Origin of the sequence: Rhodanobacter aciditrophus (genome assembly GCF_050026795.1) — a bacterium.
Taxonomy (GTDB): domain Bacteria; phylum Pseudomonadota; class Gammaproteobacteria; order Xanthomonadales; family Rhodanobacteraceae; genus Rhodanobacter_A.
In genome coordinates, this window is record NZ_JALBWP010000011.1 from 783,046 (window position 1) to 803,508 (window position 20,463).

18 protein-coding genes and 1 pseudogene are annotated in these 20,463 nt (G+C 62.6%); 15 read left to right on the plus strand and 4 right to left on the minus strand.

Annotation, left to right across the window (positions count from 1 at the left end):
• Positions 1–30 precede the first annotated feature (30 nt).
• Positions 31–858: an energy transducer TonB gene (locus ACQGNW_RS12405; protein ID WP_426663497.1), complete on the minus strand. Its 828-nt coding sequence runs from the start codon at positions 856–858 to the stop codon at positions 31–33.
• Between the two features lie 216 nt (positions 859–1,074).
• On the opposite strand from ACQGNW_RS12405, the gene ACQGNW_RS12410 reads away from it, so the two are divergent.
• From ACQGNW_RS12410 to ACQGNW_RS12465, 12 genes and pseudogenes are all read left to right on the plus strand, one after another.
• Complete coding sequence (locus ACQGNW_RS12410; RefSeq protein WP_426663498.1) at positions 1,075–4,695, plus strand: methylmalonyl-CoA mutase family protein; 3,621 nt, start codon at positions 1,075–1,077, stop codon at positions 4,693–4,695.
• 95 nt (positions 4,696–4,790) lie between these two features.
• Positions 4,791–5,072, plus strand: a complete 282-nt coding sequence (locus ACQGNW_RS12415; protein ID WP_426663657.1) for a type II toxin-antitoxin system RelE/ParE family toxin — start codon at positions 4,791–4,793, stop codon at positions 5,070–5,072.
• Between the two features lie 16 nt (positions 5,073–5,088).
• Positions 5,089–5,379 (plus strand): HigA family addiction module antitoxin, encoded by a 291-nt coding sequence (locus ACQGNW_RS12420; protein WP_426663499.1) that lies wholly within the window; start codon positions 5,089–5,091, stop codon positions 5,377–5,379.
• 342 nt (positions 5,380–5,721) lie between these two features.
• Entirely contained in the window at positions 5,722–5,991 is a 270-nt protein-coding gene (locus ACQGNW_RS12425; protein WP_426663500.1) for a DUF2442 domain-containing protein, read from the plus strand.
• 247 nt (positions 5,992–6,238) lie between these two features.
• Positions 6,239–8,194 (plus strand): alpha/beta hydrolase family protein, encoded by a 1,956-nt coding sequence (locus ACQGNW_RS12430; protein ID WP_426663501.1) that lies wholly within the window; start codon positions 6,239–6,241, stop codon positions 8,192–8,194.
• 141 nt (positions 8,195–8,335) lie between these two features.
• Complete coding sequence (locus ACQGNW_RS12435) at positions 8,336–9,280, plus strand: RDD family protein (protein ID WP_426663502.1); 945 nt, start codon at positions 8,336–8,338, stop codon at positions 9,278–9,280.
• A gap of 20 nt (positions 9,281–9,300) precedes the next feature.
• Positions 9,301–9,711, plus strand: a pseudogene (locus tag ACQGNW_RS12440) (methylmalonyl-CoA mutase family protein); the annotation flags it as partial.
• Positions 9,712–9,971: 260 nt separating this feature from the next.
• On the plus strand, positions 9,972–10,241 hold the full coding sequence (locus ACQGNW_RS12445) for a DUF2442 domain-containing protein (protein ID WP_426663503.1): 270 nt from the start codon (positions 9,972–9,974) through the stop codon (positions 10,239–10,241).
• Between the two features lie 286 nt (positions 10,242–10,527).
• On the plus strand, positions 10,528–11,472 hold the full coding sequence (locus tag ACQGNW_RS12450; RefSeq protein WP_426663504.1) for a DNA-methyltransferase: 945 nt from the start codon (positions 10,528–10,530) through the stop codon (positions 11,470–11,472).
• Between the two features lie 2 nt (positions 11,473–11,474).
• Positions 11,475–13,235: a DGQHR domain-containing protein gene (locus tag ACQGNW_RS12455; RefSeq protein WP_426663505.1), complete on the plus strand. Its 1,761-nt coding sequence runs from the start codon at positions 11,475–11,477 to the stop codon at positions 13,233–13,235.
• A 70-nt stretch (positions 13,236–13,305) separates the two neighbouring features.
• Positions 13,306–14,445, plus strand: a complete 1,140-nt coding sequence (locus tag ACQGNW_RS12460) for an AAA family ATPase (protein WP_426663506.1) — start codon at positions 13,306–13,308, stop codon at positions 14,443–14,445.
• Complete coding sequence (locus ACQGNW_RS12465; protein WP_426663507.1) at positions 14,442–14,924, plus strand: hypothetical protein; 483 nt, start codon at positions 14,442–14,444, stop codon at positions 14,922–14,924. Before ACQGNW_RS12460 ends, ACQGNW_RS12465 begins: the two co-directional genes overlap by 4 nt.
• Before the next feature lie 482 nt (positions 14,925–15,406).
• Here the strand turns inward: ACQGNW_RS12465 and ACQGNW_RS12470 are convergent, their stop codons facing one another.
• Both ACQGNW_RS12470 and ACQGNW_RS12475 read right to left on the minus strand, forming a co-directional pair.
• Positions 15,407–16,342, minus strand: a complete 936-nt coding sequence (locus ACQGNW_RS12470) for a hypothetical protein (protein WP_426663508.1) — start codon at positions 16,340–16,342, stop codon at positions 15,407–15,409.
• A 71-nt stretch (positions 16,343–16,413) separates the two neighbouring features.
• Positions 16,414–16,902, minus strand: a complete 489-nt coding sequence (locus ACQGNW_RS12475; RefSeq protein ID WP_426663509.1) for a flavodoxin family protein — start codon at positions 16,900–16,902, stop codon at positions 16,414–16,416.
• Positions 16,903–17,173: 271 nt separating this feature from the next.
• Here ACQGNW_RS12475 and ACQGNW_RS12480 point away from each other — a divergent pair, with 271 nt between their 5' ends.
• Positions 17,174–17,518, plus strand: coding sequence for a hypothetical protein (locus ACQGNW_RS12480; RefSeq protein WP_426663510.1), 345 nt, complete (start codon positions 17,174–17,176; stop codon positions 17,516–17,518).
• Between the two features lie 68 nt (positions 17,519–17,586).
• Here ACQGNW_RS12480 and ACQGNW_RS12485 read toward each other — a convergent pair whose 3' ends face one another.
• Entirely contained in the window at positions 17,587–18,408 is an 822-nt protein-coding gene (locus tag ACQGNW_RS12485) for a restriction endonuclease (RefSeq protein WP_426663511.1), read from the minus strand.
• A 402-nt stretch (positions 18,409–18,810) separates the two neighbouring features.
• Here ACQGNW_RS12485 and ACQGNW_RS12490 point away from each other — a divergent pair, with 402 nt between their 5' ends.
• The gene (locus ACQGNW_RS12490) at positions 18,811–19,806 is read left to right on the plus strand and encodes an alpha/beta hydrolase (RefSeq protein ID WP_426663512.1); all 996 of its coding nucleotides are present in this window, start codon (positions 18,811–18,813) and stop codon (positions 19,804–19,806) included.
• A complete protein-coding gene (locus ACQGNW_RS12495; RefSeq protein ID WP_426663513.1) occupies positions 19,803–20,420 on the plus strand; it encodes an antibiotic biosynthesis monooxygenase family protein in 618 nt (205 codons plus the stop codon). Before ACQGNW_RS12490 ends, ACQGNW_RS12495 begins: the two co-directional genes overlap by 4 nt.
• Positions 20,421–20,463 lie beyond the last annotated feature (43 nt).

Consider the following 20,463-nt stretch of genomic DNA (forward strand, 5'->3'; position numbering starts at 1 on the left):
GTCGATTCGACGTAAGGGTTCTGCAGCCTGTCAGCCGTGTTTGGATGCGGCAGAGAGCAGGGTCGGGCCCGCGCCATCCGTCTGCAGGCTGCCGCCGGCAAGGGCGTCCGCTGCACTTACATCCGGTTTGCCGACCCACGGGGCCGGTGTGTACGGCCCAGGGACGTAGGCTTGCCACACGGGTTGAGAATGGTTTGTGCCCAAGTGATAGGAAACCGGTATACGGCCAGTCCAGCTGTCCTCTTTGGCCAGCTTTCCCGTAGTCGGCGGCAGGAAGGTCCACCCGCGAATCGCCAAGAGGGCCGATCGCGCCAAAACCTCGCGGTAATGGCGGAGTACGCCTTCCGGGCCTCGCCCGTCAATGTCGACCTGTTCGGCGACGGCCTGGGCCACATGGCCGCTGCGATCCACACGGAATGCCAAATAAACCGTGCCCTGCACGTGGCTTACTACCGCCTCCAGCGGATAGGACGGAGTAATCATTTTGCCCTCGCGCAGCGCACTGGTGTCGTTCGGGTCGTAGTCGCCGAACGAGACCCCCTTGATCTGCGCGACGTAGTTGCCATCGGGCTTCTGCGTGAGCACCACGCGGGCATGCATGCTGGCCTTGGCCACCACGGGCTGGCCGCCGCGCAGCACCGGCTTGAAGCGCCACTGCAGTGCGGCCTTCTGCACGAAGTCCGCGATGGGCTGGCCGTACTTGGCCGGGTTGTCGATGACCGCAGTCTGCACCGCACCGTCCTTGGCCAGCACGATGGTGCCATTGACGATCGCGGAAGTTTCGACGACCTGGTCGGTCGCGGCCTGGGCGGTCATCGCCGCCACGGTGAGCAGTGCGCCCAGCATTGCCTTCTTCATGCGATTTCCCCCCGGTTGCGTTCGATGGGCGCACCAACGGCGCCCCGCTGCGGCGTCCAGTATGCGGGCAAACCGTGGCCCGGATAAGTCGGCCGCGACGGCGTCGACGACCGGCCGGCCATCGCTCCATACGCCCCGGTACACGCGCTGCAGCAAGCCCTTCACGGCGATCCCCACTAGAATTGTGCGGTTCAAGCACACGATGTCGGAGTCGCCATGAGTTCCCCCGCCAAGCACGTCCCCGCCGGCGCCCCCCAGGCCGAGACCACCCCGCTGCGCTTCGTCACCGCGGCCAGCCTGTTCGACGGCCACGATGCGGCCATCAACATCATGCGCCGGATCATCCAGAGCCAGGGCGCCGAGGTGATCCACCTGGGCCACAACCGCTCGGTGGAGGACGTGGTGCGCGCCGCATTGCAGGAGGACGCCGACGCCATCGCGCTGTCGTCGTACCAGGGTGGCCACGTCGAGTACTTCAAGTACATGGTGGACATGCTGAAGGAGAAGGGTGCCGGGCACATCCGCGTGTTCGGCGGCGGCGGCGGCACCATCACGCCGGAAGAGATCAAGGAGCTGCAGGCCTACGGCGTGGAGCGCATCTACCACCCCAACGACGGCATGAAGCTCGGCCTCACCGAGATGATCGAGGACGTGATGCAGCGCGCCGGCCGTGCCGCCGCGCAGCGCGCGCCCGACACCGCCGCCTCCAAGGTGAGCGTGGACGACGAGATCTCCATCGGCCACATGCTCAGCGCCATCGAGGAGGGCAGGTTCTCCGCCGCCGACCTCGACCACCTGCGCAAGCAGTGGAAGCTGGCCGGCAAGGCCACCCCCGTGCTGGGCCTCACCGGCACCGGCGGCGCGGGCAAGTCGTCGGTGGTGGACGAACTGCTGCTGCGCTTCCTGCACGCGTTCCCGCAGATGCGCATCGCGGTGCTGGCGATCGACCCCACCCGCCGCCGCTCCGGCGGTGCGCTGCTGGGCGACCGCATCCGCATGAACGCGCTGCGCAGCCACCGCGTCTACATGCGCTCCATGGCCACGCGCCGCCAGCACGCCGCCACCAACGAAGTGCTGCACGACTGCATCGACTTCCTCAAGGCGCAGCCCTACGACCTGGTGATCGTGGAAACCGCCGGCATCGGCCAGAGCGATTCGGAGATCGTCGACCTGGTGGATTTCCCGGTCTACGTGATGACCAGCGACTACGGCGCCGCCAGCCAGCTGGAGAAGATCGACATGATCGACTTCGCCGAGCTGGTGGTGCTCAACAAGTTCGACCGCCGCGGCGCCGAGGACGCGCTGCGCGACGTGCGCAAGCAGTGGAAGCGCAACCACACCGCGTTCAAGGTGGCCGACGAAGACGTGCCGGTGTACCCCACCATCGCCAGCCAGTTCAACGACCCCGGCGTCACCTGGATGTTCGCCAACCTGTGCCGGCTGATGCGCGACAAGCTGCACCTTCCCGCCGAGAAGTGGACCCCGCAGGTCGACACCTCGCTGAAGGAGCCGCGCGCCACCGTGCTGATCCCCGGCAGCCGCGTGCGCTACCTCGCCGAGATCGCCGAGCAGGGCCGCGGCATCAACGCCTCCATCGCGCACCAGTCGGAAGCCGCCAGCAAGGCGCAGCACTACTACGAGTCACTGAAGGAGCTGGGTGACGGCAAGCTGCCCAAGCCGCTGGAGCTGTACCACGGCGAGGATTTGCACGATGCCGTCATCCCGGCGAAGGCCGGGATCCAGTCGGATAACTCGCGCGAAGCGCACGACGCAAAGGCACTGGATGCCGGCCTGCGCCGGCATGACGAGCCTGTGGCCGACCGCACCCTGCTGCTGCTCCGCCAGCGCTACAACGCCGCCCTGAAGGAACTCAGCCACGAGTCCATCCACCTGCTGCGCGACTGGCCGGCGCTGCGCGAGTCGGTGACCAAGGACGTCAACGAGTACAAGGTGCGCGACAAGACCATCCGCGTGGAGAACTACCGCGAGTCGCTGAGCCACCAGAAGATCCCCAAGGTGGCGCCGCCCAAGACCGAAAGCTGGGGCGACCAGCTCGTGTTCCTCGGCAAGGAAAACCTGCCCGGCCACTACCCCTACACCGGCGGCGTGTACCCGTACCGCCGCAGCGGCGAAGATCCCACCCGCATGTTCGCGGGCGAGGGCACGCCCGAGCGCACCAACCGCCGCTTCCATTACCTCAGCCAGGGCGGCGCGGCCACGCGCCTGTCCACCGCGTTCGACTCGGTCACGCTGTACGGCGAAGACCCGGCGCCGCGCCCGGACATCTACGGCAAGATCGGCAACTCCGGCGTCAACATCGCCACGCTGGACGACATGAAGAAGCTGTACTCCGGCTTCGACCTCAGCGCGCCCACCAGCTCGGTGTCGATGACCATCAACGGCCCGGCGCCGATCATCCTCGCGATGTTCATGAACACCGCGATCGACCAGAACGTGGAGAAGTACCTCAAGGCCGACCCCTCGCGCTGGGCAGAGGCCGAGAGGAAGATCGCCGCCATGTACCCCCACGGCCGTCCGCAGTACTCCGGCGAACTGCCCAAGGGTAACGAAGGTTTGGGCCTGGGCCTGCTGGGCGTTACCGGCGACCAGCTGGTGGACGCGGAGACCTACGCGAAGATCAAGGCCGAGACGCTCAGCAGCGTGCGCGGCACCGTGCAGGCCGACATCCTCAAGGAGGACCAGGCGCAGAACACCTGCATCTTCAGCACAGAGTTCGCCCTGCGCATGATGGGCGACATCCAGCAGTACTTCGTGGAGCACAAGGTCCGCAACTTCTACTCGGTCTCCATCTCCGGCTACCACATCGCCGAGGCCGGCGCGAACCCGATCAGCCAGCTCGCCTTCACCCTGAGCAACGGCTTCACCATCGTGGAGTACTACCTCGCGCGCGGCATGAAGATCGACGACTTCGCGCCCAACCTGTCGTTCTTCTTTTCCAACGGCATGGACCCGGAGTACACCGTCATCGGCCGCGTCGCCCGCCGCATCTGGGCCCGCGCCATGCGCGAGCGTTACGGCGCCAGCCCGCGCAGCCAGATGATGAAGTACCACATCCAGACGAGTGGCCGATCCCTGCACGCGCAGGAGATCCAGTTCAACGACATCCGCACCACGCTGCAGGCGCTATACGCACTGTTCGACAACTGCAACTCCCTGCACACCAACGCCTACGACGAGGCCATCACCACGCCGACCGAAGAGAGCGTGCGCCGCGCCGTGGCGATCCAGATGATCATCAACAAGGAGCTGGGGCTCAACTTCAACGAGAACCCCTGGCAGGGCAGCTACGTGGTCGAGGAGCTCACCGACCTGGTGGAGGAGGCCGTTTACAAGGAGTTCGAAGCCATCAGCGAACGCGGCGGCGTGCTCGGCGCCATGGACACCATGTACCAGCGCGGCAAGATCCAGGAAGAGAGCCTGTACTACGAGCACAAGAAGCACGACGGCAGCCTGCCGCTGATCGGCGTCAACACCTTCCTGCCCAAGGACCACGGCGGCGAGATCGCCACCGAGATCGAGCTGATCCGCTCCACGGAAGAAGAGAAGGGCCAGCAGATCGCCAATGTGCAGGCGTTCCAGAAGGCGCGCAATGCGCTGGCGCCCACCGGCGAGACCTCGCATGCGCACGGCACCGACTCCACCGACGCGCCCGTGCCGCAGGTGCACGACAACCACGGCCTGGCCTACCTGCAGAACACCGCGCGCGACCGCAAGAACGTGTTCAATGCGCTGATGGAGGCGGTGAAGACGCACTCGCTGGGGCAGATCAGCCACGCGCTGTACGACGTGGGTGGTGAGTACCGCCGCAACATGTGAGGCCATCGGACCATGGAATGAACAAAGGCCCGCCGTTTGGCGGGCTTTTGCTATGGCGACTTGCGTCATATGACGGCGCGCGTTATGGTTTCTTCGTGATCAGGAACTTTGCCGACAAGGAAGCGGAGAAGATCTGGGGCGGAGTGCCTTCCCGGCGGTTGCCTGCCGACATCCAGCCTGTGTCCCGCCGCAAGCTGCGCATGCTCAACAATGCTTCCTCGCTGGAGGATCTTCGTATCCCGCCGGCCAATCGTCTGGATGCGCTCAAGGGCAGCCGCAGGGGCCAGTACAGCATTCGCATCAACGACCAGTGGCGCATCTGTTTTCGTTGGATCGATGGCGATGCCCACGACGTGGAGATCGTCGATTACCACTGACGCAAACGAGTCGACCATGAATACCCTGCCCAACATCCATCCCGGCGAAGTGCTGCTTGAGGAGTTCCTCGCTCCCATGGGCATCAGCCAGAACGCGCTGGCGCGCGCCGCGGGCGTGCCGCCGCGCCGCATCAACGAGATCGTGCTCGGCAAGCGTGGTGTCACCGCCGATACGGCCGTGCGCCTGGCCGCCGCCCTGGGTACAAGCGAGCGATTCTGGCTCGGACTGCAGGCGGACTACGATCTGGAAGAGGCGCATCGTGTGCTGGGCAAGGCCATCGGGAAAATCGAGCGGCTTGCCGCATGAGCAGCTGATCGAAGCGGCGTACCGCTCGCCGGGCAAATCAGCCACGCGCTGTTTGACGTGGGCGGCAAGTACCGCCGCAACATGTAACGCACCAAGGCTCTCAAGTCGCGCCGCGTTGCCGGGCAATACGACACCCTTTCCCCGGCTGCACCGGGGAGAGGGCCGGGGTGAGGGGGGCTTGCTGTACCGGTGCCGGGCGCTGGCACACCCTTGCGGCGGTCCGGCTCAGCGGCAGGAACGCGCCGGTCAGCCGGTGGTGCCTCGACCACCAGCGGGACCAGGAGCAGAATGGCCCGTGCGCGCAGTCCCCGCAGCCCGTGAGCCACGTTCAAGGAGCCGAAGGTGATCAAGCTGATCGAGGTCGAGCCGAAAGGCGGCTACCTACTCGCACTGCGCTTCTCCGGTGATGCGGCCGGACTGTTCGATTTCGCCCCCTTCGTCGATGCGAATACGCCCATGACGATGCCGCTGCGCGACCCTGCGTTCTTCGCGCGGCACTACATCGGGTTCGGCGCGTTGGCTTGGCCCAATGGGCTGGATTTCAGTGCGGGGTCGCTGTATCGGCGATTGGAAGATGCGGGGAAGCTGGTGCATGACAGGCGAGTGGCATGAATTGCGGCTGCGCTGCAGCCTGCAGGTTGTTGCCGGCGTGGAAAGCTCAAGCTGGCCGAAGTACGCGAACACTTCGCTCTGTTCGACTGCGGAACGACTCGATGGGTTGATGGAAGCGGCGGGGGCGTTGTGTCCGGTGGGGCCGGCGAGGGAAGGCGGGGGCGTGGGAGAGTGCCGGCGTTGAGGGTGGCTCAACGGCCTCTCCCCGTTATGGGGTAGTTCGGGGTTCATGGCATCAGGGGGATGCATGATGTGGCGCTATTGGCTGGCGGGGTGGCTGGTGTCGGTGTCGTTCGCCTGCGCGGCAGGCAGTGGTCCGGCGACCATGGACCTGTTGCGGCGTCCCGAATACGAGCGCGTGGCGATATCGCCGGATGGGGCCTTGCTGGCCATTGCCCATCGCGAGGACGGCGACACGACGGTCACGATCCTGCGGCGTTCGGATCTTCATCAGGTCGCGCAGATCAGCACGGGCGGCCACGGAGAGTTCGGGAGACTTTCGTGGATGGGGTCCGACCACCTGCTGATCGCCGCGAACCGCGACACGGGGCCGTATCACGCGCCCATCTTCGATCCCATTCTTTATCTGGTGGACATCCACAAGAAGCACCCGCTGCCCATGCCGGCGAACTTCTTCGGCACCATCCACGGCGACGACCACCACTTCCTGATCCGGGAATGCAAGGATTTCAGCAAGGACCACGAATGCCGCTTCAGCTTGTGGCGCGAGGACATTGACCAATGGCTGGACAAGGGGCAGGAGCTGGCCGTAGCCCCCTTGGGCGACGCGTCGATGATGGTGGACCACGCCGGGGTGGTGCGCTTCGCCTGGGCCTGGAGCAAAACGGCGCGCAGCCAGCTCTTCGTGCGCAGCGACAGCGGGCAATGGTCCTCGCTCAACGACAGCGACGCGACGCACGTCGACGAGGTGCCGGTCGGCATATCCCGCGACAACAAGACCGCGTTTCTGGAGCGCCAGCGTACCGACGGGCCCGACGTCATCGAGAGCTACGACTTCGCCAGCGGCAAGCGCACCGAGCTGCTGAGCGACCCGGTGTCTGACCCGCTCGGCATCATCTTCTCCATGGACGGCCAGGAGCCCATCGGCGCCTGGTTCGGCCCCGGCCGCCCGCAGGCGCGCTATTGGGCACCGAACAGCGACGACGCCAAGTGGCATCGCGCGCTGGTGAAGGCCTTTCCCGGCAACGTGGTCAGCGTGCCGAGCAGCACCGCCGACGGCTCCACCATCGTCGTGTTCACCTACAGCGACAAGGACGACGGCACCTGGTACCTGCTGGACCGGGTAACGCACAAGGCCTCGCTGTTGTTCCATGCCCGGCCCTGGCTGGATCCTGCCCGCATGGCCGCGATGGAGCCCTTCGAGTTCAAGGCCAGGGACGGGCTGACCCTGCATGGCTTCCTCACGCGCGCGCAGGGCGTGAATGGCCCGGCGCCGACGGTGGTGATCGTCCACGGCGGCCCCTACTTCGTTGCGGACGACTGGAACTTCGACCAGGAAGCCCAGCTGTTGGCCGCGAATGGCTACAGCGTGTTGCAGGTGAACTTCCGCGGTTCGGCGGGCTTCGGCCTGCCTTTCATGCGGCTCGGCTATCGCCAGTGGGGGATGGCCATGCAGAACGACGTCACCGACGCCACGCGCTGGGCCATCGCGCAGGGCGTGGCGGACCCGAAGAGGATCTGCATCTACGGCGCGAGCTACGGTGGATACGCTGCCCTCATGGGAGTGGCGCGCGAGCCCGGGCTCTATCGCTGCGCGATCGGGCTGGCCGGTCCGTACGACCTCAGCAAGCTCTACCGCTGGGGCGACATCCACCGCAGCGACTACGGCATGCACTATCTCAACGAGGTGCTCGGCTCGGACAAGGCCGCCCTGGTCGCCGACTCGCCCGTTTCGCGCGCCTCCGCCATCACGGTGCCCGTGCTGCTGGCGCATGGCGAGCTGGATGGCCGCGTGCCGATCCGGTACGCCTTGGCCATGCGCTCCGCACTGAAGAAGGCGGGGCACCCGCCGGAGTTCGTCCAGTACGACTGGGAGGGGCACGGCCTCAGCGATCCGGCGGACATGCAGGATTTCTATACGCGCATGCTGGCATTCCTGGCGACCAATCTGGGGCCGGCGCAGGGCAGCGGGAGTGCTGTGGGAGCGGGAGGCGGGAATACGAAGGTGGGTGGGGGGAATTGAGTGGTGACAAGCGGAAGCGGCGGTGGGCCGGCTTCGGATCCCGCTGCCGTCCTGACGATCGAGTGACACTTTTTGCCTCGCTGCATCTCGCCCCGACAAAATTCTTGGAGCAAGATGCACCGACTTCAGGGGAGGGAGTTCATGGACACACAGCAGGGGGAAGGTCGGCCGGAGCGCGCTGTCGCCGGCTTCTGGCGCCGCTTGGGCGCCCTGGTGGTCGATCTGATGCTGCTCGGCATCGTCGGTTTTGTGCTGGGGGCGCTGTTTTTCGACACGTTCGCGCGCATGGGCTTCTATGCGCGCCTGATCGGCTTTGCGATCGCGCTGGCCTACTTCGGCATCCTGAACAGCCGCCTGGGCGGCGGGCAGACACTGGGCAAGCGCTGGCTGGGCGTCCGGGTCGTCGACGCCCACGGCCAGCTGCTCACGCTGCCGCGCGCGCTGCTGCGCTACGCGGTGCTGGGCATTCCCTTCTTTGCCAACGGCATGCCGCTCAATCCGGACGTGGCCACGTCGTCGCCGTTGGGCTATCTGCTGGCGCTCATCGTCTTCGGCGGCATGTTCGCCATCGTCTACCTGTACATCTTCAACCGCCGCACGCGGCAGTCGCTGCACGACCTGGCCGTGGGGTCGTACGTGGAGCGCTTCGACCGCGCGGCGCAGCCGGTGCCGTTCCCCGTCGTGTGGCGCGGGCATCTGGTCGCGCTGGCGGTGATCGCGGTGATCGCCTTGAGCGCGCCCGTCGTGGCGAGTCGATTCGCGAAGTCGCAGGCCCTTGCCGGCATACTGCCGCTGTACCGCACCTTGTCGACCCAGCCGCACGTGATGACGGCGCAAGTCCAGCGAGGCTGGATGTCCGTCAACGGCCATACCACCCACTCCCTGCAGGCCGCGTTGCGGCTGGATGCACCCTTGACCGACGACGACGCCATGGCCAGGCGCATCGCACAGCAGATGGCGAAGGGCGACCCCGATATCGCGAAGGAGGACGTCGTCGTGGTGACCCTGGTCTACGGCTACGACATGGGCATCGCTTCGGGGTGGAAGAGGCACGGCTATTCGTTCAAGCCGGGCGAACTGCTGTGATACGACACGACATGGGGCGCGACAGCAGCCTGCCGCTGATCGGCGTCAACACCGTCCTGCCCAAGGACCACGGCGGCGAGATCGCCACCGGGATCGAGCAGATCCGCTCCACGGAAGAGGAGAAGGGCCAGCAGATCGCCAATGTGCAGGCGTTCCAGAAGGCGCGGAATGCGCTGGCGCCGGCAGGTGAGACCTCACATGCGCACGGCACCGACTCCACCGACGAAGAAACCTCCGTTCGCCCTGAGCGTAGCTCGCCGCAGGCGAGCGGAGTCGAAGGACATGGGCACGGCCTGGCCTACCTGCAGAACACCGCGCGGGATCGCAAGAACGTGTTCAACGCGCTGATGGAGGCGGTGAAGACGCACTCGCTGAGGCAGATCAGCCACGCGCTGTATGACGTGGGTGGAGAGTATCGGCGCAATATGTAACGCGCCAAGCCCTCGGGTCGCGCCGCGTCGCCGGGCAGTACAACACCCTCTCCCTCGGCTGCGCCGGGGGAGAGGGTTGGGGTGAGGGGGAAGCTCTTGCTGTGCCAGCTCGGGGCTGGCACGCCGTTCCAGCACGGCGCGACTTGATCGATGGAGCCTGAGGGTCAGGCAGCATCAACTCGACCGCCAGCAGAACCTGGAGCAGAATGGCCTGCGCACGCGGGTTCCGCAGCCCATGAGCCACGTTCAGGGAGCCGAAGGTGATCAAGCTGATCGAGGTCGAGCCGAAAGAGGGCTACCAACGCGCACTGCGCTTCTCCGATGGCGCGGCGGGCGTGTTCGACTTTGCGCCGTTTGTTGATGCCAACGCCCCCATGACGGCATCGCTGCGTGATCCCGCGTTTTTCGCGCGTCACTGCATCGAGCTCGCTGCGCTGGCCTGGCCCAACGGGCTAGATTTCAGTGCGGGATCGTTGCACCGGCGGTTGGAGTGTGCGGGGAAGCTGGTGCATGGCAAGCGGGTGGCTTAATTGCCTCCGTCCCCTTATCGCTTAGGCCTCCGGCCACGGTCCTGACTTCCACGGCGAACGGGCCTATCATCGGCCGGTGGCTCGGAACGTGAGCAAGCTCGGGGATTGGCGTAAGGGATTGGCGTGAGGGGCAAGCCGGATGATTGAGATAGCGAAAATCGTGTCCAGCACCTGCGGTCACCAAGCCGCGATGGAGAATTGCTCAAGCTGGCGAGTGCAAGAAAAGTGCACTCTGACCCCTGTTTTGTTTAGCCGGTAGGCCGGTGGGTGAGCACATACGCCCATCATGAGAACCTGCTTGGGTGCCGCTTTTTCTATATCAGGGGACCGCGTGAAGGTATATAAGAAACCCGCCAAAGCTGCCTCAGCGGCACAGGTCGAGCTGGACGTCCTGTTTTCTGGTGACGCATTTAGGTTGGCTGAGGCGCTGCCGGACGGCTGTGTCGATCTAATATTTTCATCCCCGCCATATTGCATGGGGAAGTCTTATGAGGATAGCTCTTCCGTCGAAGATTTCATTTTGTCTCATGAAGCTATCGTTCCAGATCTAATCCGGGTGCTCAAGCCGGGGGGGTCAATTTGCTGGCAGGTTGGGTACCACTCGGACGGAAGACAGTTGACGCCGTTAGATTATCTAGCTCATTCCATCTTCACCAGAATGCCGGGCTTGCGGCTGCGCAACAGAATAGTATGGGCATTTGCCCACGGGCTGCACGCTAAGAACCGATTCAGCGGTCGCCATGAGCTAATTCTTTGGTATTCAAAGGGATCTTCGAATTTCAACTTGGATGGAGTTAGGGTGCCACAAAGATATCCTGGCAAACGGTACTACAAGGGCCCGAAGAAGGGTGAGTTGAGTGGCAACCCACTGGGTAAGAACCCGGGTGACGTATGGGAAATACCCAATGTAAAGGGCGGTCACATTGAGAAGACCGACCATCCCTGCCAATTCCCCGTTGGGCTACCTCAAAAATTTATTCGTGCGGTCTGCCCCTTATCTGGTTTAGTCTTCGACCCTTTCATGGGCGTCGGATCAACCGGTGTTGCCGCTGCGATAGAAGGGCGAAGGTTCTTGGGTGCGGAAATCCAGGCGCCGTACGTGGAAACTGCTCGCGCAAGGATCGTTGACGCTAGAGAGGGCAGGGCAAAGGTCCGTCCGTTAGAACGGCCTATTCGCGAGCCGAAGCCAACAGAAGCCGTAGCCCGTAAGCCAGACCATTTCAGGGGATGAGCATGGCAAGCACGCTGAAGCTACATACCAAAGCCCAGAAGTCTCCTGTAAAAAAGAAAAGAAATAAGTCTTCCTTGTCGCCCCACGAACTGGAGAAGCGCAAATTCAGCCGCGGCATCGTTGGACTTTTCACGCGACTCAGCTTTCGACGCATAAAGACTGAAGGTAAAGAGTTCACTTTTTTGGGAAGAACGGGTGAGCTCGATGATATCTTTGTCTACGAAAATGTCGTTGTAGTTGCTGAATACACGGTGGGGCAGCCATCAACGGAGCATGCGGCAAAAAAGAACCTTCTGTGGAGTCGTATAGTAAATAATCAACAGGCGTGGGTGTCTTTCCTATGCGATACATTTCTTCAGTTCGCGGACGCGTTCAATGAAGGCGATTTCGACGCATCCGAATACCGGGTTAGGGTGTGCTATTTTTCAAAGCGGACCATGTCTGAAGAGGTCGTAAACTGTATCAGCGATACCAGGTTTTTAGATCTCACCACATTTAGGTATTTCGATGCTCTGGTGAAGACCATACAAAAAAGTGCTCGATTCGAATTCTTTGCGTTCTTGGGGCTCGCGTACACGGAGATCGGCGATCAAATAAAAGATTCGTCTAACGAAACTAAAGCGTTCAGAGGCTTTCTATTGCCCGCGAATTTCAGTAGTTTCCCGCCTGGTTTTAAAGTCGTCTCATTTTACGCAGACCCAAACACGCTGCTTTCAATGTCGTACGTGCTCCGCCGAGACAGTTGGCGCGATCCAGAAGGTATGTATCAACGTGTCCTAATGCGGGGGCGCATGACGGAAATGAGAAAATACTTAACCTCTCAGGAGCGGGTATTTGTTAACAATATCATCGTCACGCTTCCGGGTCCGACGATGATCAACGATCTTCACGTCTCCGGCAAAAACTTAACTGAGGACGAAACGAAGTTAGTTCGCCCCGTGACGGTTGCAGTTCCGAGGGCCTCAAACGTGATCGGTATCGTTGACGGCCAGCATCGAGTTTATTGTTATCACGAAGGTGTCGACGTGTATGAAGCAAAAATCAAGAAGCTTCGGACGCGCCAGAATCTTCTGGTCACCGGAATTATTTACCCTGATAGTTACGGTGAGGTAGAGCGTCAGCGGTTCGAGGCTAAACTCTTCTTGGAGATTAACGACAAACAAAAAAAAGCGAAATCGGATCTTAAGCAAAGTATTGAGTTGATCTTGAGCCCCTGCTCCAACATTGCTATTGCCAAAAGAGTTATTGAGAGGCTTAACGCTGGCGGTGCGTTGAAGGGTATGCTGCAAACCAATTACTTCGACCCGCCAACGTTGATACGAACGACCTCGATCGTTACTTATGGCCTCAGGCCGCTGGTGAAGGTTGGTAGCAAGGATTCCCTGTTCGAAGCTTGGCCTGACCCGAATAAGCATGAGCTTCTAGCGAAGCAACAGGGTGGCAGGGCGGGAGCTAACGACGACCTGTTGGTCGACTACGTTGATTTCTGTGTAAAATCGATAAACGCTCTTTTGCTGGCTGCGCGCAAGGCCTTGGGCTCTGAGCGATGGGCGCTTGCCGATAAACCCAAGGATCGCCACCTGACGCCGACGCTCATTAACGGATTTCTAGTCTGCATGCGGCTCCTCATTAGCCAGAAGAGTCTTTACTCACAATCGGTCTATGAGGCCAGACTTGCCGGTTTCGGTTCATCAAATTACAAGAAGTACAAATCAAGCCATTGGTCCGCGCTTGGAGCAAAGATTTTTGGGGATTACTTTTAGTTCATGGCGGGCATTTCATTCTTCTCGCTAGCTGTCCCGCCCTTTGATCTCACAAAAAAAGAGTTTATTTATGCTTGCGCGCATATACGCTCACAATTTTCGATGCTATGAAAATTTCGACTTCCAGACGGGAGGGATTCCTTCCGCTTTGCTCATCGGAAAGAATGGGTCTGGTAAATCCACCCTGCGGTATCTCTTGCGGATATTTCAGGGCATCGGGCGCGGCAGAAATCGGGTGGGCGAGCTTGTAAGCATCTCCGATTTTTCGCATGGCCGCGTAACGATACCTATGCGATTGGAAATCGACGTTAGGCTAAATGGGTATCTTTACACATATGCACTTGCAATGGATTTGCCGGAAAACTTTCGTGAGTTGCGCGTGTTGGAAGAAGAATTGACCTTGAATGAAAAGAAGGTTTTTTCTAGGAAACTGGCGCAAGTCACAATTCATAAGGGGGCCTCGTCAAATAGAGGCGTAACCTTTAACGTGGATTGGCATCTGTTAGCGCTTCCCGTAATCCAGGATCCAACCGCCGTTAGTGCTCTAAGCACATTCCGTGATTGGCTCTCGCGCATAGTTATATTGTCGCCTATTCCTAAGTTGATGAAGGGGGATGCCGGTATTGGTACACTCGCTGTTAGTGAAGATGGCGACAATTTGGCAGATTGGTTATCAGGGGTGTTTGACGGATATCCTGCGGCCTATGCAATAGTGATCGATTATCTTAAGAAAGTGATGGTCGATGTGGTCGACTTTCGCTTTGAAAAGTTGGGGCGTGAAGCTAAGTCGCTCTGGGTCCGCTTTCGTGATACGGGGTCGGATAGTCAAAGTGGCCAGGAAAAACTTGAGCTGCTTTTTGATGTTTTATCGGATGGGGAGAAATGCTTCTTTCTTTGTGCTGTAGTTCTGGCCGCAAACCAGGTCTACGGTCCGATATTTACCTTTTGGGATGAACCCGATAACCACTTGTCTCTCAGTGAGGTCAGCCAGTTTGTGGCCGCCTTGCGGCAGGGCTTTGAGGTTGGCGGCCAGATACTCATGACATCTCATAACTCGGAAGCTATTCGGCGCTTCTCCAGAGATAGCACGTGGGTCCTTGGTAGGCGAAGTCACTTGGAGCCGACCGTAATTCGCCAATTGCAGGAGCTGTCTGAAGATGGGCAAGAGTTGATTGCCCGTGTGATCGAAGGGGATATTGACCCGTGGTGAACAAGTATGTTGATCACGTTCAAATTGTGCTCGAAGACGATGCGAATAGAGAGCTAGTGAATGGCTTTCTGCGGCATCACGCAGTAGATGTCCACAGGTTTGGTATATCGCCGCCATCGGGCGGGTGGCTGAAGGTCCTGGAGGAGTTCGAGAGCTATCATATCAAGCAACTTCGAAAGTTCGATCTGCGTCGGGTTGTTTTAATCATCGATTTTGACGGTAAGTTTGAAGAGAGAATAGAACGCCTGAAGGGTCGGGTGCCGGAAGACCTGTTGGACAGGGTATTTATACTCGGCACCGGTATTGAACCCGAGGCCCTACGTGCGGCTATGGGGATGAATCTAGAAGCCATCGGGCTCAAGTTGGCTGGAGATTGCGCGTCAGGCGAAGAAGTTTTTTGGGGTCACGAGCTTTTGCGGCATAATCTGCATGAGGCTCGGCGTCTCAATGCCGCAACCGGCTACTTATTTCGGGAATGAATGGAGCGTGGGTAATTACATTGCGTCGTCATCTGGCTGAAAAAAAGCCTACGAATAAAGGGAGCGTGGCTAATTAAGCCGCTTCCTGTACGCGCAATAAAAGGGAGCGTGGCTAATTAAGTAGGGTGCGGCTGGCTTGAAAGCTTCTAGTGCGCATCGCCGAGTAAAGCGAGCCCGCCGCAAATCATGGCCAGGCAACAGCGGCGGACGCGTGTCACGCCTGCCGCAACGAATCTCATCCTCCGGTCGCGTAATGCAAATAAAGGGGGCGCGGCTAATTAAGCCGCGTCCTGTGCGTTGGTGCGGTTTCGGCTACCCGTGCGGGTGGCATACGGCTTCCTGATTGCCAAAAGCGGGTCAGGTTCAGTTATCTCGCCGTGTCCGGGTCGAAGCAACAACGGGACGCTTCGCAGCGGTCCGGTCACTCCGCAGGCTGCCGCGGCGTTCGAATCGTCCCTAACGCCTTTTGTTGCTGCCTTGGGCTATGGGTGCCCGCCGTTGTCCTGGTTGTTGCCTCTCTGTTTCTTGCCCTTGTCAGCCTGACCCTGCTCGCCCTTCCTTTCAGCACCGCGGGCCCGCTGCGCAGGTTGTGCACGTTGCTGCTGGATTCGCTGCTGCCGTTGCTGCTGGACGTTCTGCGGCGGCCGGGCGTTCCGCTGCTGCTGGAGGTTTTGCTGCGACCGGACAGTTCGCTGCTGTTGTAGCTGGAGGTTCTGCTGCGGCCGGGCGCTCCGCTGCCGTTGCTGCTGCAGGTTCTGCTGCTGCATGGCATTCCGCTGCTGCTGTTGCTCCTGCTCGCGCGCTGGCGCACCCTGGCGGCGCTGTTCGAGTATCTGCCGGCTCACCGCTTCGCGCGGCTGGTAGTGATAGCTGCGCGACTGGATCGCGCGTTGCTGCTCTCGCTGGCGGGGGTAACGGTTGCCGGTGTAGTTGCGTTGATAGCTCGGCAACGGCGCGGCAACGGGTACGGAGCGACGATCCCAGCGATCCCATCCGCTGTGCTGGCGTTCCCAGTCGCGCCCCCAGCGTTCGCCCCAGCGCGGGGCGGCATCGGCTCGCCAGTACCGGAAGTAGGCGGGCGGGCGGCGGTAGTAGCGCACCGGAACGCGCAGGATGAACCAGGGCACATAGGCCGGTGGAATCATGTCCCACGGGCCGTTGTACCAGCTGCTCGAATACCAGTTGTCGTCCTGGTACACCCAGTACAAGCCGTCGTAGAAGAAGTAGTTCGCGTCCACTCGCGGGTCGTAATAGACCGGGTAGCCCGGAATGCGCACCAGCGCCGGATACGTCGACATCACGAATCCGAGGCTGACGCCGCGATCTGAGATGCCGATGCTCAGCTGGGTCTGCGCCTGGGCCTGGGTCGGTATGGCCGGAGCGAGGAGTATCGCCATGGCAAGAAGAACGTATCGCATCGTCTGAACTCCTAATGGCGAAATAAAGGGGACGTGGCTAATTAAGTTGGGTGCGGCTGGCTTGAAAACCGCTAGTGCGCATCGCCGGCCAGTTGCATCGCGAAGTGGTCGAGCGCGCCCAGATAACTGCCGCTGTTCAGTGCCTTGGCATCGAACGAGCAGCTTGCGCGCGGCGGCTTGCCCAGCCGCGCCTGCATGTCTTCGAAGGTGCTTGCGGCACCGCTGCCGCCCATCGTGCAGAAGAACGCCACCGCAGGCAGGCTTGGCCCGTAGTCCTTGAGAAACCGGCGCATCGGGGCCGCGGCGCGCCCTCCCCAGACCGGTGTTCCGAGCACGATCAGGTCATAGTTATCCAGCGGCGCCGTGATCGGGGCGATGGGGGGCAAGGTGTTGAGCAGGCGATCGAGCGCTGCCCGCCAGACGGATACGCGGCCATGCGCCCGCTTGTCCTGGATCGCCACCTCGTCCGTGCCCAGGCGCTGGGCCAGGGCATGGCCCACGCGCGCGGTCGTGCCGCTGCGGCTGTAGTAGACGATGAGCGTGCGGTTGGCGGGTGTCATGGCTTGTCCTCTCCGCCCGGCAAGGTGGCCGTGACCTCCATGTTGGGATGGCGACGGGCGGTGGTGTTGATGCAGGTCAACAGAGGAAAAGTGCAAAACGGGCCGGGTTCAAAACCCGGGTCAGAGTGAACCTGACCCCGTTCAATCGTTCGGTTCGGGAGACGGATCGGCGCCGGAACTCACTTGTAGGCGAATTTGCCCACTGTTAGATTGCCGCGTCCCCATGAGGGACGAACCGAACGAGCCGAACGACAATATAAGGACGCGGTGCATGAAGCCTGTAGTGCGCGTGTCGATTCTGCGGTGTCCTCCAGAGCGCTTCGCCGAACTCCGGCAAATGGCGGTGGAGACTGATCCCATCCTGCGTCCCGGCATAGAGGCCATGGACGGATTGCTGTCCTTCTATTTCGGGGCGGATGAGGCGACATCTTCGCTGACGAATGTCAGCCTCTGGACCAGCCTCGAAGCCGCCAAGCAGATGGAAACGTTCCAGCCGATGCTTGATCTGGGGAAATCCTTCAGCGAAAAGGGGGCGACGTTCGAGCGCCCCGTGATGAACTACGCGACGCTGTGGCAGTTGACGGGCTCCGCGTCGTCCGACGAAGCAAGCTCGTAACGATTGGCGGCCATCCGGTTCGCGAAAGCCGGGTCAGGTTCATGTACCGGGATGGCGAGAGGCAGGTGTCAGAGCGCATTCCCGTCTAGCTGGCGCGTGCCGCGACAGCTCGGGTAGGACGGGCAGCCCCAGAAGCGTTCGTTTGTGCGTCGGTTGGTACGTTGCGTCATCTCCTTGCCGCACTTCGGGCAAGACGGCGACGCTTCGGCTGGGGCGGGCACCTGCGCCTGGGGCGCCGGTTCGGCGGGTGCCGTCTGGACGCTGCGGACCAGTTCGAGCAGCGCGGCGCCGGTAATCAGTTCAACAGGTTTCCCTTCGGCGAAGCGCTGGGCATCAGGCGTGTAGGCGCCTACGGCGACGATCTTTACCGCTGAAGCCTGGTGGTGGGCAAGCAGCCCGAACATCTCGCGGACAACCTTCACGTCGACGCGCTGGCTTTTCCAGCGCTTGCACTGCACGAGGGTCAGCTTGCCCTCTTTGCGCAGCAGCAGGTCGATGCCGCCGTCCGCGCCGCCGAGTCCCGTTTCCTGCACGGCGTACCCCTGGCGCCGGAACGCTTCGCCCACCAGCAGCTCGAATTGGCGCCAGCTCAGGGCGCGGATGCTCTCAAGGCTCGTCTGTGTTTCCAGTAAACGCCGGCGGCGTTTGGCACTGATGTAAGAGGCGAGGGCCGCCAACCAGCAGATGCCGAGCACGGCCCAGGCCAAGAGTGCGTAGGCACCGTTGGATAGCTGCCTGCCCAGGCCGGCGAGAATGGCGTTCTGGCTGGTGCTCATCGCCCAGCCAATACCGTATCGAACGCCCACAAAGCCGATGACACCAAGGACCAGGGGAACGGGCCAGGGCATCGCTGCCAGTAGCTCGAAGCCGCCTTCTCTGCGCTTTGCCATGCTTCTCTCCCTCCATGGGAATACTGCAACCAAACGAGACCGGGTCGCGTCCGACCAACGGATTCTAGCCTTCTGGGCGAATAGATCGAGGGTCTACGCTGGCTTGCTTGAGCGCCCCCTAGAGTTCCGCGATTCAGCCCTGACCCGCGGTTTCCGCACCGGCCGGTCACCAGGGCGCAGCCGCCTGCGCGACGCAGGGACCGATGGTCCACGCCCCGCCTCGCCAAGACAGGGGCAGGGTGCATTTTCTGGAAGTCCACGCAGCCCCCCGCAGGGAGGGCCGCACGAACGCTTGAAAGTGGCGGCACCCGCAGCCGGGAGCCCACGCTTCGCCCCACAGCGAAACGTTGCCGTCGCGCATCACGCAGCATGGTCGGGTCTCCCACCCGAAGGAACCCGAACATGCTTTCGATGCTGCTGACCATGGCGCTGGCGACTGCGGGCCCCAGCGGGGTTGAACGTACCATCCGCCTGCCAACGGGAAAGCGGGGGGAGTGGGTGGCCCTGCACTGCATGGCGCCGCCGCAGCCCTCGTCGCGCAGCGTGTTGTTCGTACATGGCTCCAGCTTTCCCACGGACCTCGCGTCGGGCTACCGCTTCGCGCCTGGCGACTCCTGGCTGGCCTACATGGCGGCCCGCGGTTACCAGGCCTGCGGTCTGGACTTCCGTGGTTTCGGCGATTCGAGCCGGCCGCCGGCGATGAAAGCGCCGGCCGCCGCCGGCCAGCCGGTGGAACGTGCGCACGACGCGACCGACGACATCGCCGTTGCCGTGCGCTACCTGCACGGGGCGATGGGCATGGCCAAGGTGCACCTCGTCGCCCATTCCTGGGGCACCATCCCAGCCGCGGCCTTCGCGGCGCGCGACAGTGCCGCGCTCGCCTCGCTCACCCTGTTCGGGCCGATCGTGCCCGTGCCGGGAGGCAAGGACGACCACGCCCCGGCCGGAGCCTGGTTCCCGCTGACTGCCGCCGAGCGGCTGGACCAGTTGCACTACAAGGGCGTGCTGCCCGCCGGGTTGACGCTGCTGGAGCCGGCGGTGGAAGCCCGCTGGGCCGCGGCGTTCCGGGCGTCGGTCCCGCACGTGGCAGGCGATCCCGCGGACCGGCTGCGCATTCCCAACGGGCCGAATGTCGACATCGTCGCCGCGGAGCGCGGGCACTATCCGTACGATCCGGCCAAGGTGCGCCTGCCGGTGTTCGTGGTCTACGGGAGCTACGACACGGTGGTGAACGACGCGGGCGCGGCAACGTTCCTGGCGCGCTTCACCGCCAGCCCGCTGCGCTGGCGCCTGCGCATCGACGATGGCACCCACGTCATGCACCTGGAGCGCAACCGGCACTCGCTGTATGCGGGCGTGGCCGCCTTCATCGAGGCGGCCGGGGCGCTAGCACCATGAGCGCCGCCGGGCGGGCCCGCTGGGCTGTGGTGTTCGAGGTGCGCCCGGAGCCGGCACGCATGGACGAATACCTGGGCATCGCCGCCGACCTGCGGCCGGCGCTGGAAAGCATCACGGGCTTCCTCGAGAACGAGCGCTTCCGCAGCCTCGATCGCCCCGGCGTGCTGCTTTCGCTTTCGCTGTGGGAGAGCGAGGCGGGCATCGTGCGCTGGCGCACGATGGAGCGCCACAGGCTGGCGCAGCAGGCGGGGCGCGATGGAATCTTCCTGGATTACCGCCTGCGGGTAGGGCCGTGCACGACGGCGATGCCGGCGGCCGGCGATGGCCAGGCGCGGTTCCTGGCCCTGTTCACCGGGGCGACGGCCGGCGCGTCGACGCGCCCGGAGGCCAGGCTGCCGCAGCCCGTACCGATGACGCACGAGCGGTTCGAACACCTGGCCGAGCCGGAACGCCAGCTGGCGCTGGCCGCCTGGCCCGACGCGCGTTCGGCGGCACGCCACATGGCCGGGCACGGAGCGGGCAGCGCGATCGCCGGCGGACTGTTCGTGCGGGTCGAGCGGGATTACGGCATGCGCGACCGGGCCCAGGCCCCGCAGCACTATCCGCCCCGCTGACGCGGTCAGGTTCACCTGTCGGGCACGCGAAAGTGAGCCTGAG

Coding starts and splice junctions, on each gene's coding strand:
- ACQGNW_RS12405 (WP_426663497.1), bottom strand. CDS start 858: ATGAAGAAGGCAATGCTGGGCGCACTGCTCACCGTGGCGGCGATGACC.
- ACQGNW_RS12410 (WP_426663498.1), top strand. CDS start 1,075: ATGAGTTCCCCCGCCAAGCACGTCCCCGCCGGCGCCCCCCAGGCCGAG.
- ACQGNW_RS12420 (WP_426663499.1), top strand. CDS start 5,089: ATGAATACCCTGCCCAACATCCATCCCGGCGAAGTGCTGCTTGAGGAG.
- ACQGNW_RS12430 (WP_426663501.1), top strand. CDS start 6,239: ATGATGTGGCGCTATTGGCTGGCGGGGTGGCTGGTGTCGGTGTCGTTC.
- ACQGNW_RS12435 (WP_426663502.1), top strand. CDS start 8,336: ATGGACACACAGCAGGGGGAAGGTCGGCCGGAGCGCGCTGTCGCCGGC.
- ACQGNW_RS12450 (WP_426663504.1), top strand. CDS start 10,528: ATGAGAACCTGCTTGGGTGCCGCTTTTTCTATATCAGGGGACCGCGTG.
- ACQGNW_RS12455 (WP_426663505.1), top strand. CDS start 11,475: ATGGCAAGCACGCTGAAGCTACATACCAAAGCCCAGAAGTCTCCTGTA.
- ACQGNW_RS12460 (WP_426663506.1), top strand. CDS start 13,306: ATGCTTGCGCGCATATACGCTCACAATTTTCGATGCTATGAAAATTTC.
- ACQGNW_RS12470 (WP_426663508.1), bottom strand. CDS start 16,342: ATGCGATACGTTCTTCTTGCCATGGCGATACTCCTCGCTCCGGCCATA.
- ACQGNW_RS12475 (WP_426663509.1), bottom strand. CDS start 16,902: ATGACACCCGCCAACCGCACGCTCATCGTCTACTACAGCCGCAGCGGC.
- ACQGNW_RS12480 (WP_426663510.1), top strand. CDS start 17,174: ATGAAGCCTGTAGTGCGCGTGTCGATTCTGCGGTGTCCTCCAGAGCGC.
- ACQGNW_RS12485 (WP_426663511.1), bottom strand. CDS start 18,408: ATGGCAAAGCGCAGAGAAGGCGGCTTCGAGCTACTGGCAGCGATGCCC.
- ACQGNW_RS12490 (WP_426663512.1), top strand. CDS start 18,811: ATGCTTTCGATGCTGCTGACCATGGCGCTGGCGACTGCGGGCCCCAGC.
- ACQGNW_RS12495 (WP_426663513.1), top strand. CDS start 19,803: ATGAGCGCCGCCGGGCGGGCCCGCTGGGCTGTGGTGTTCGAGGTGCGC.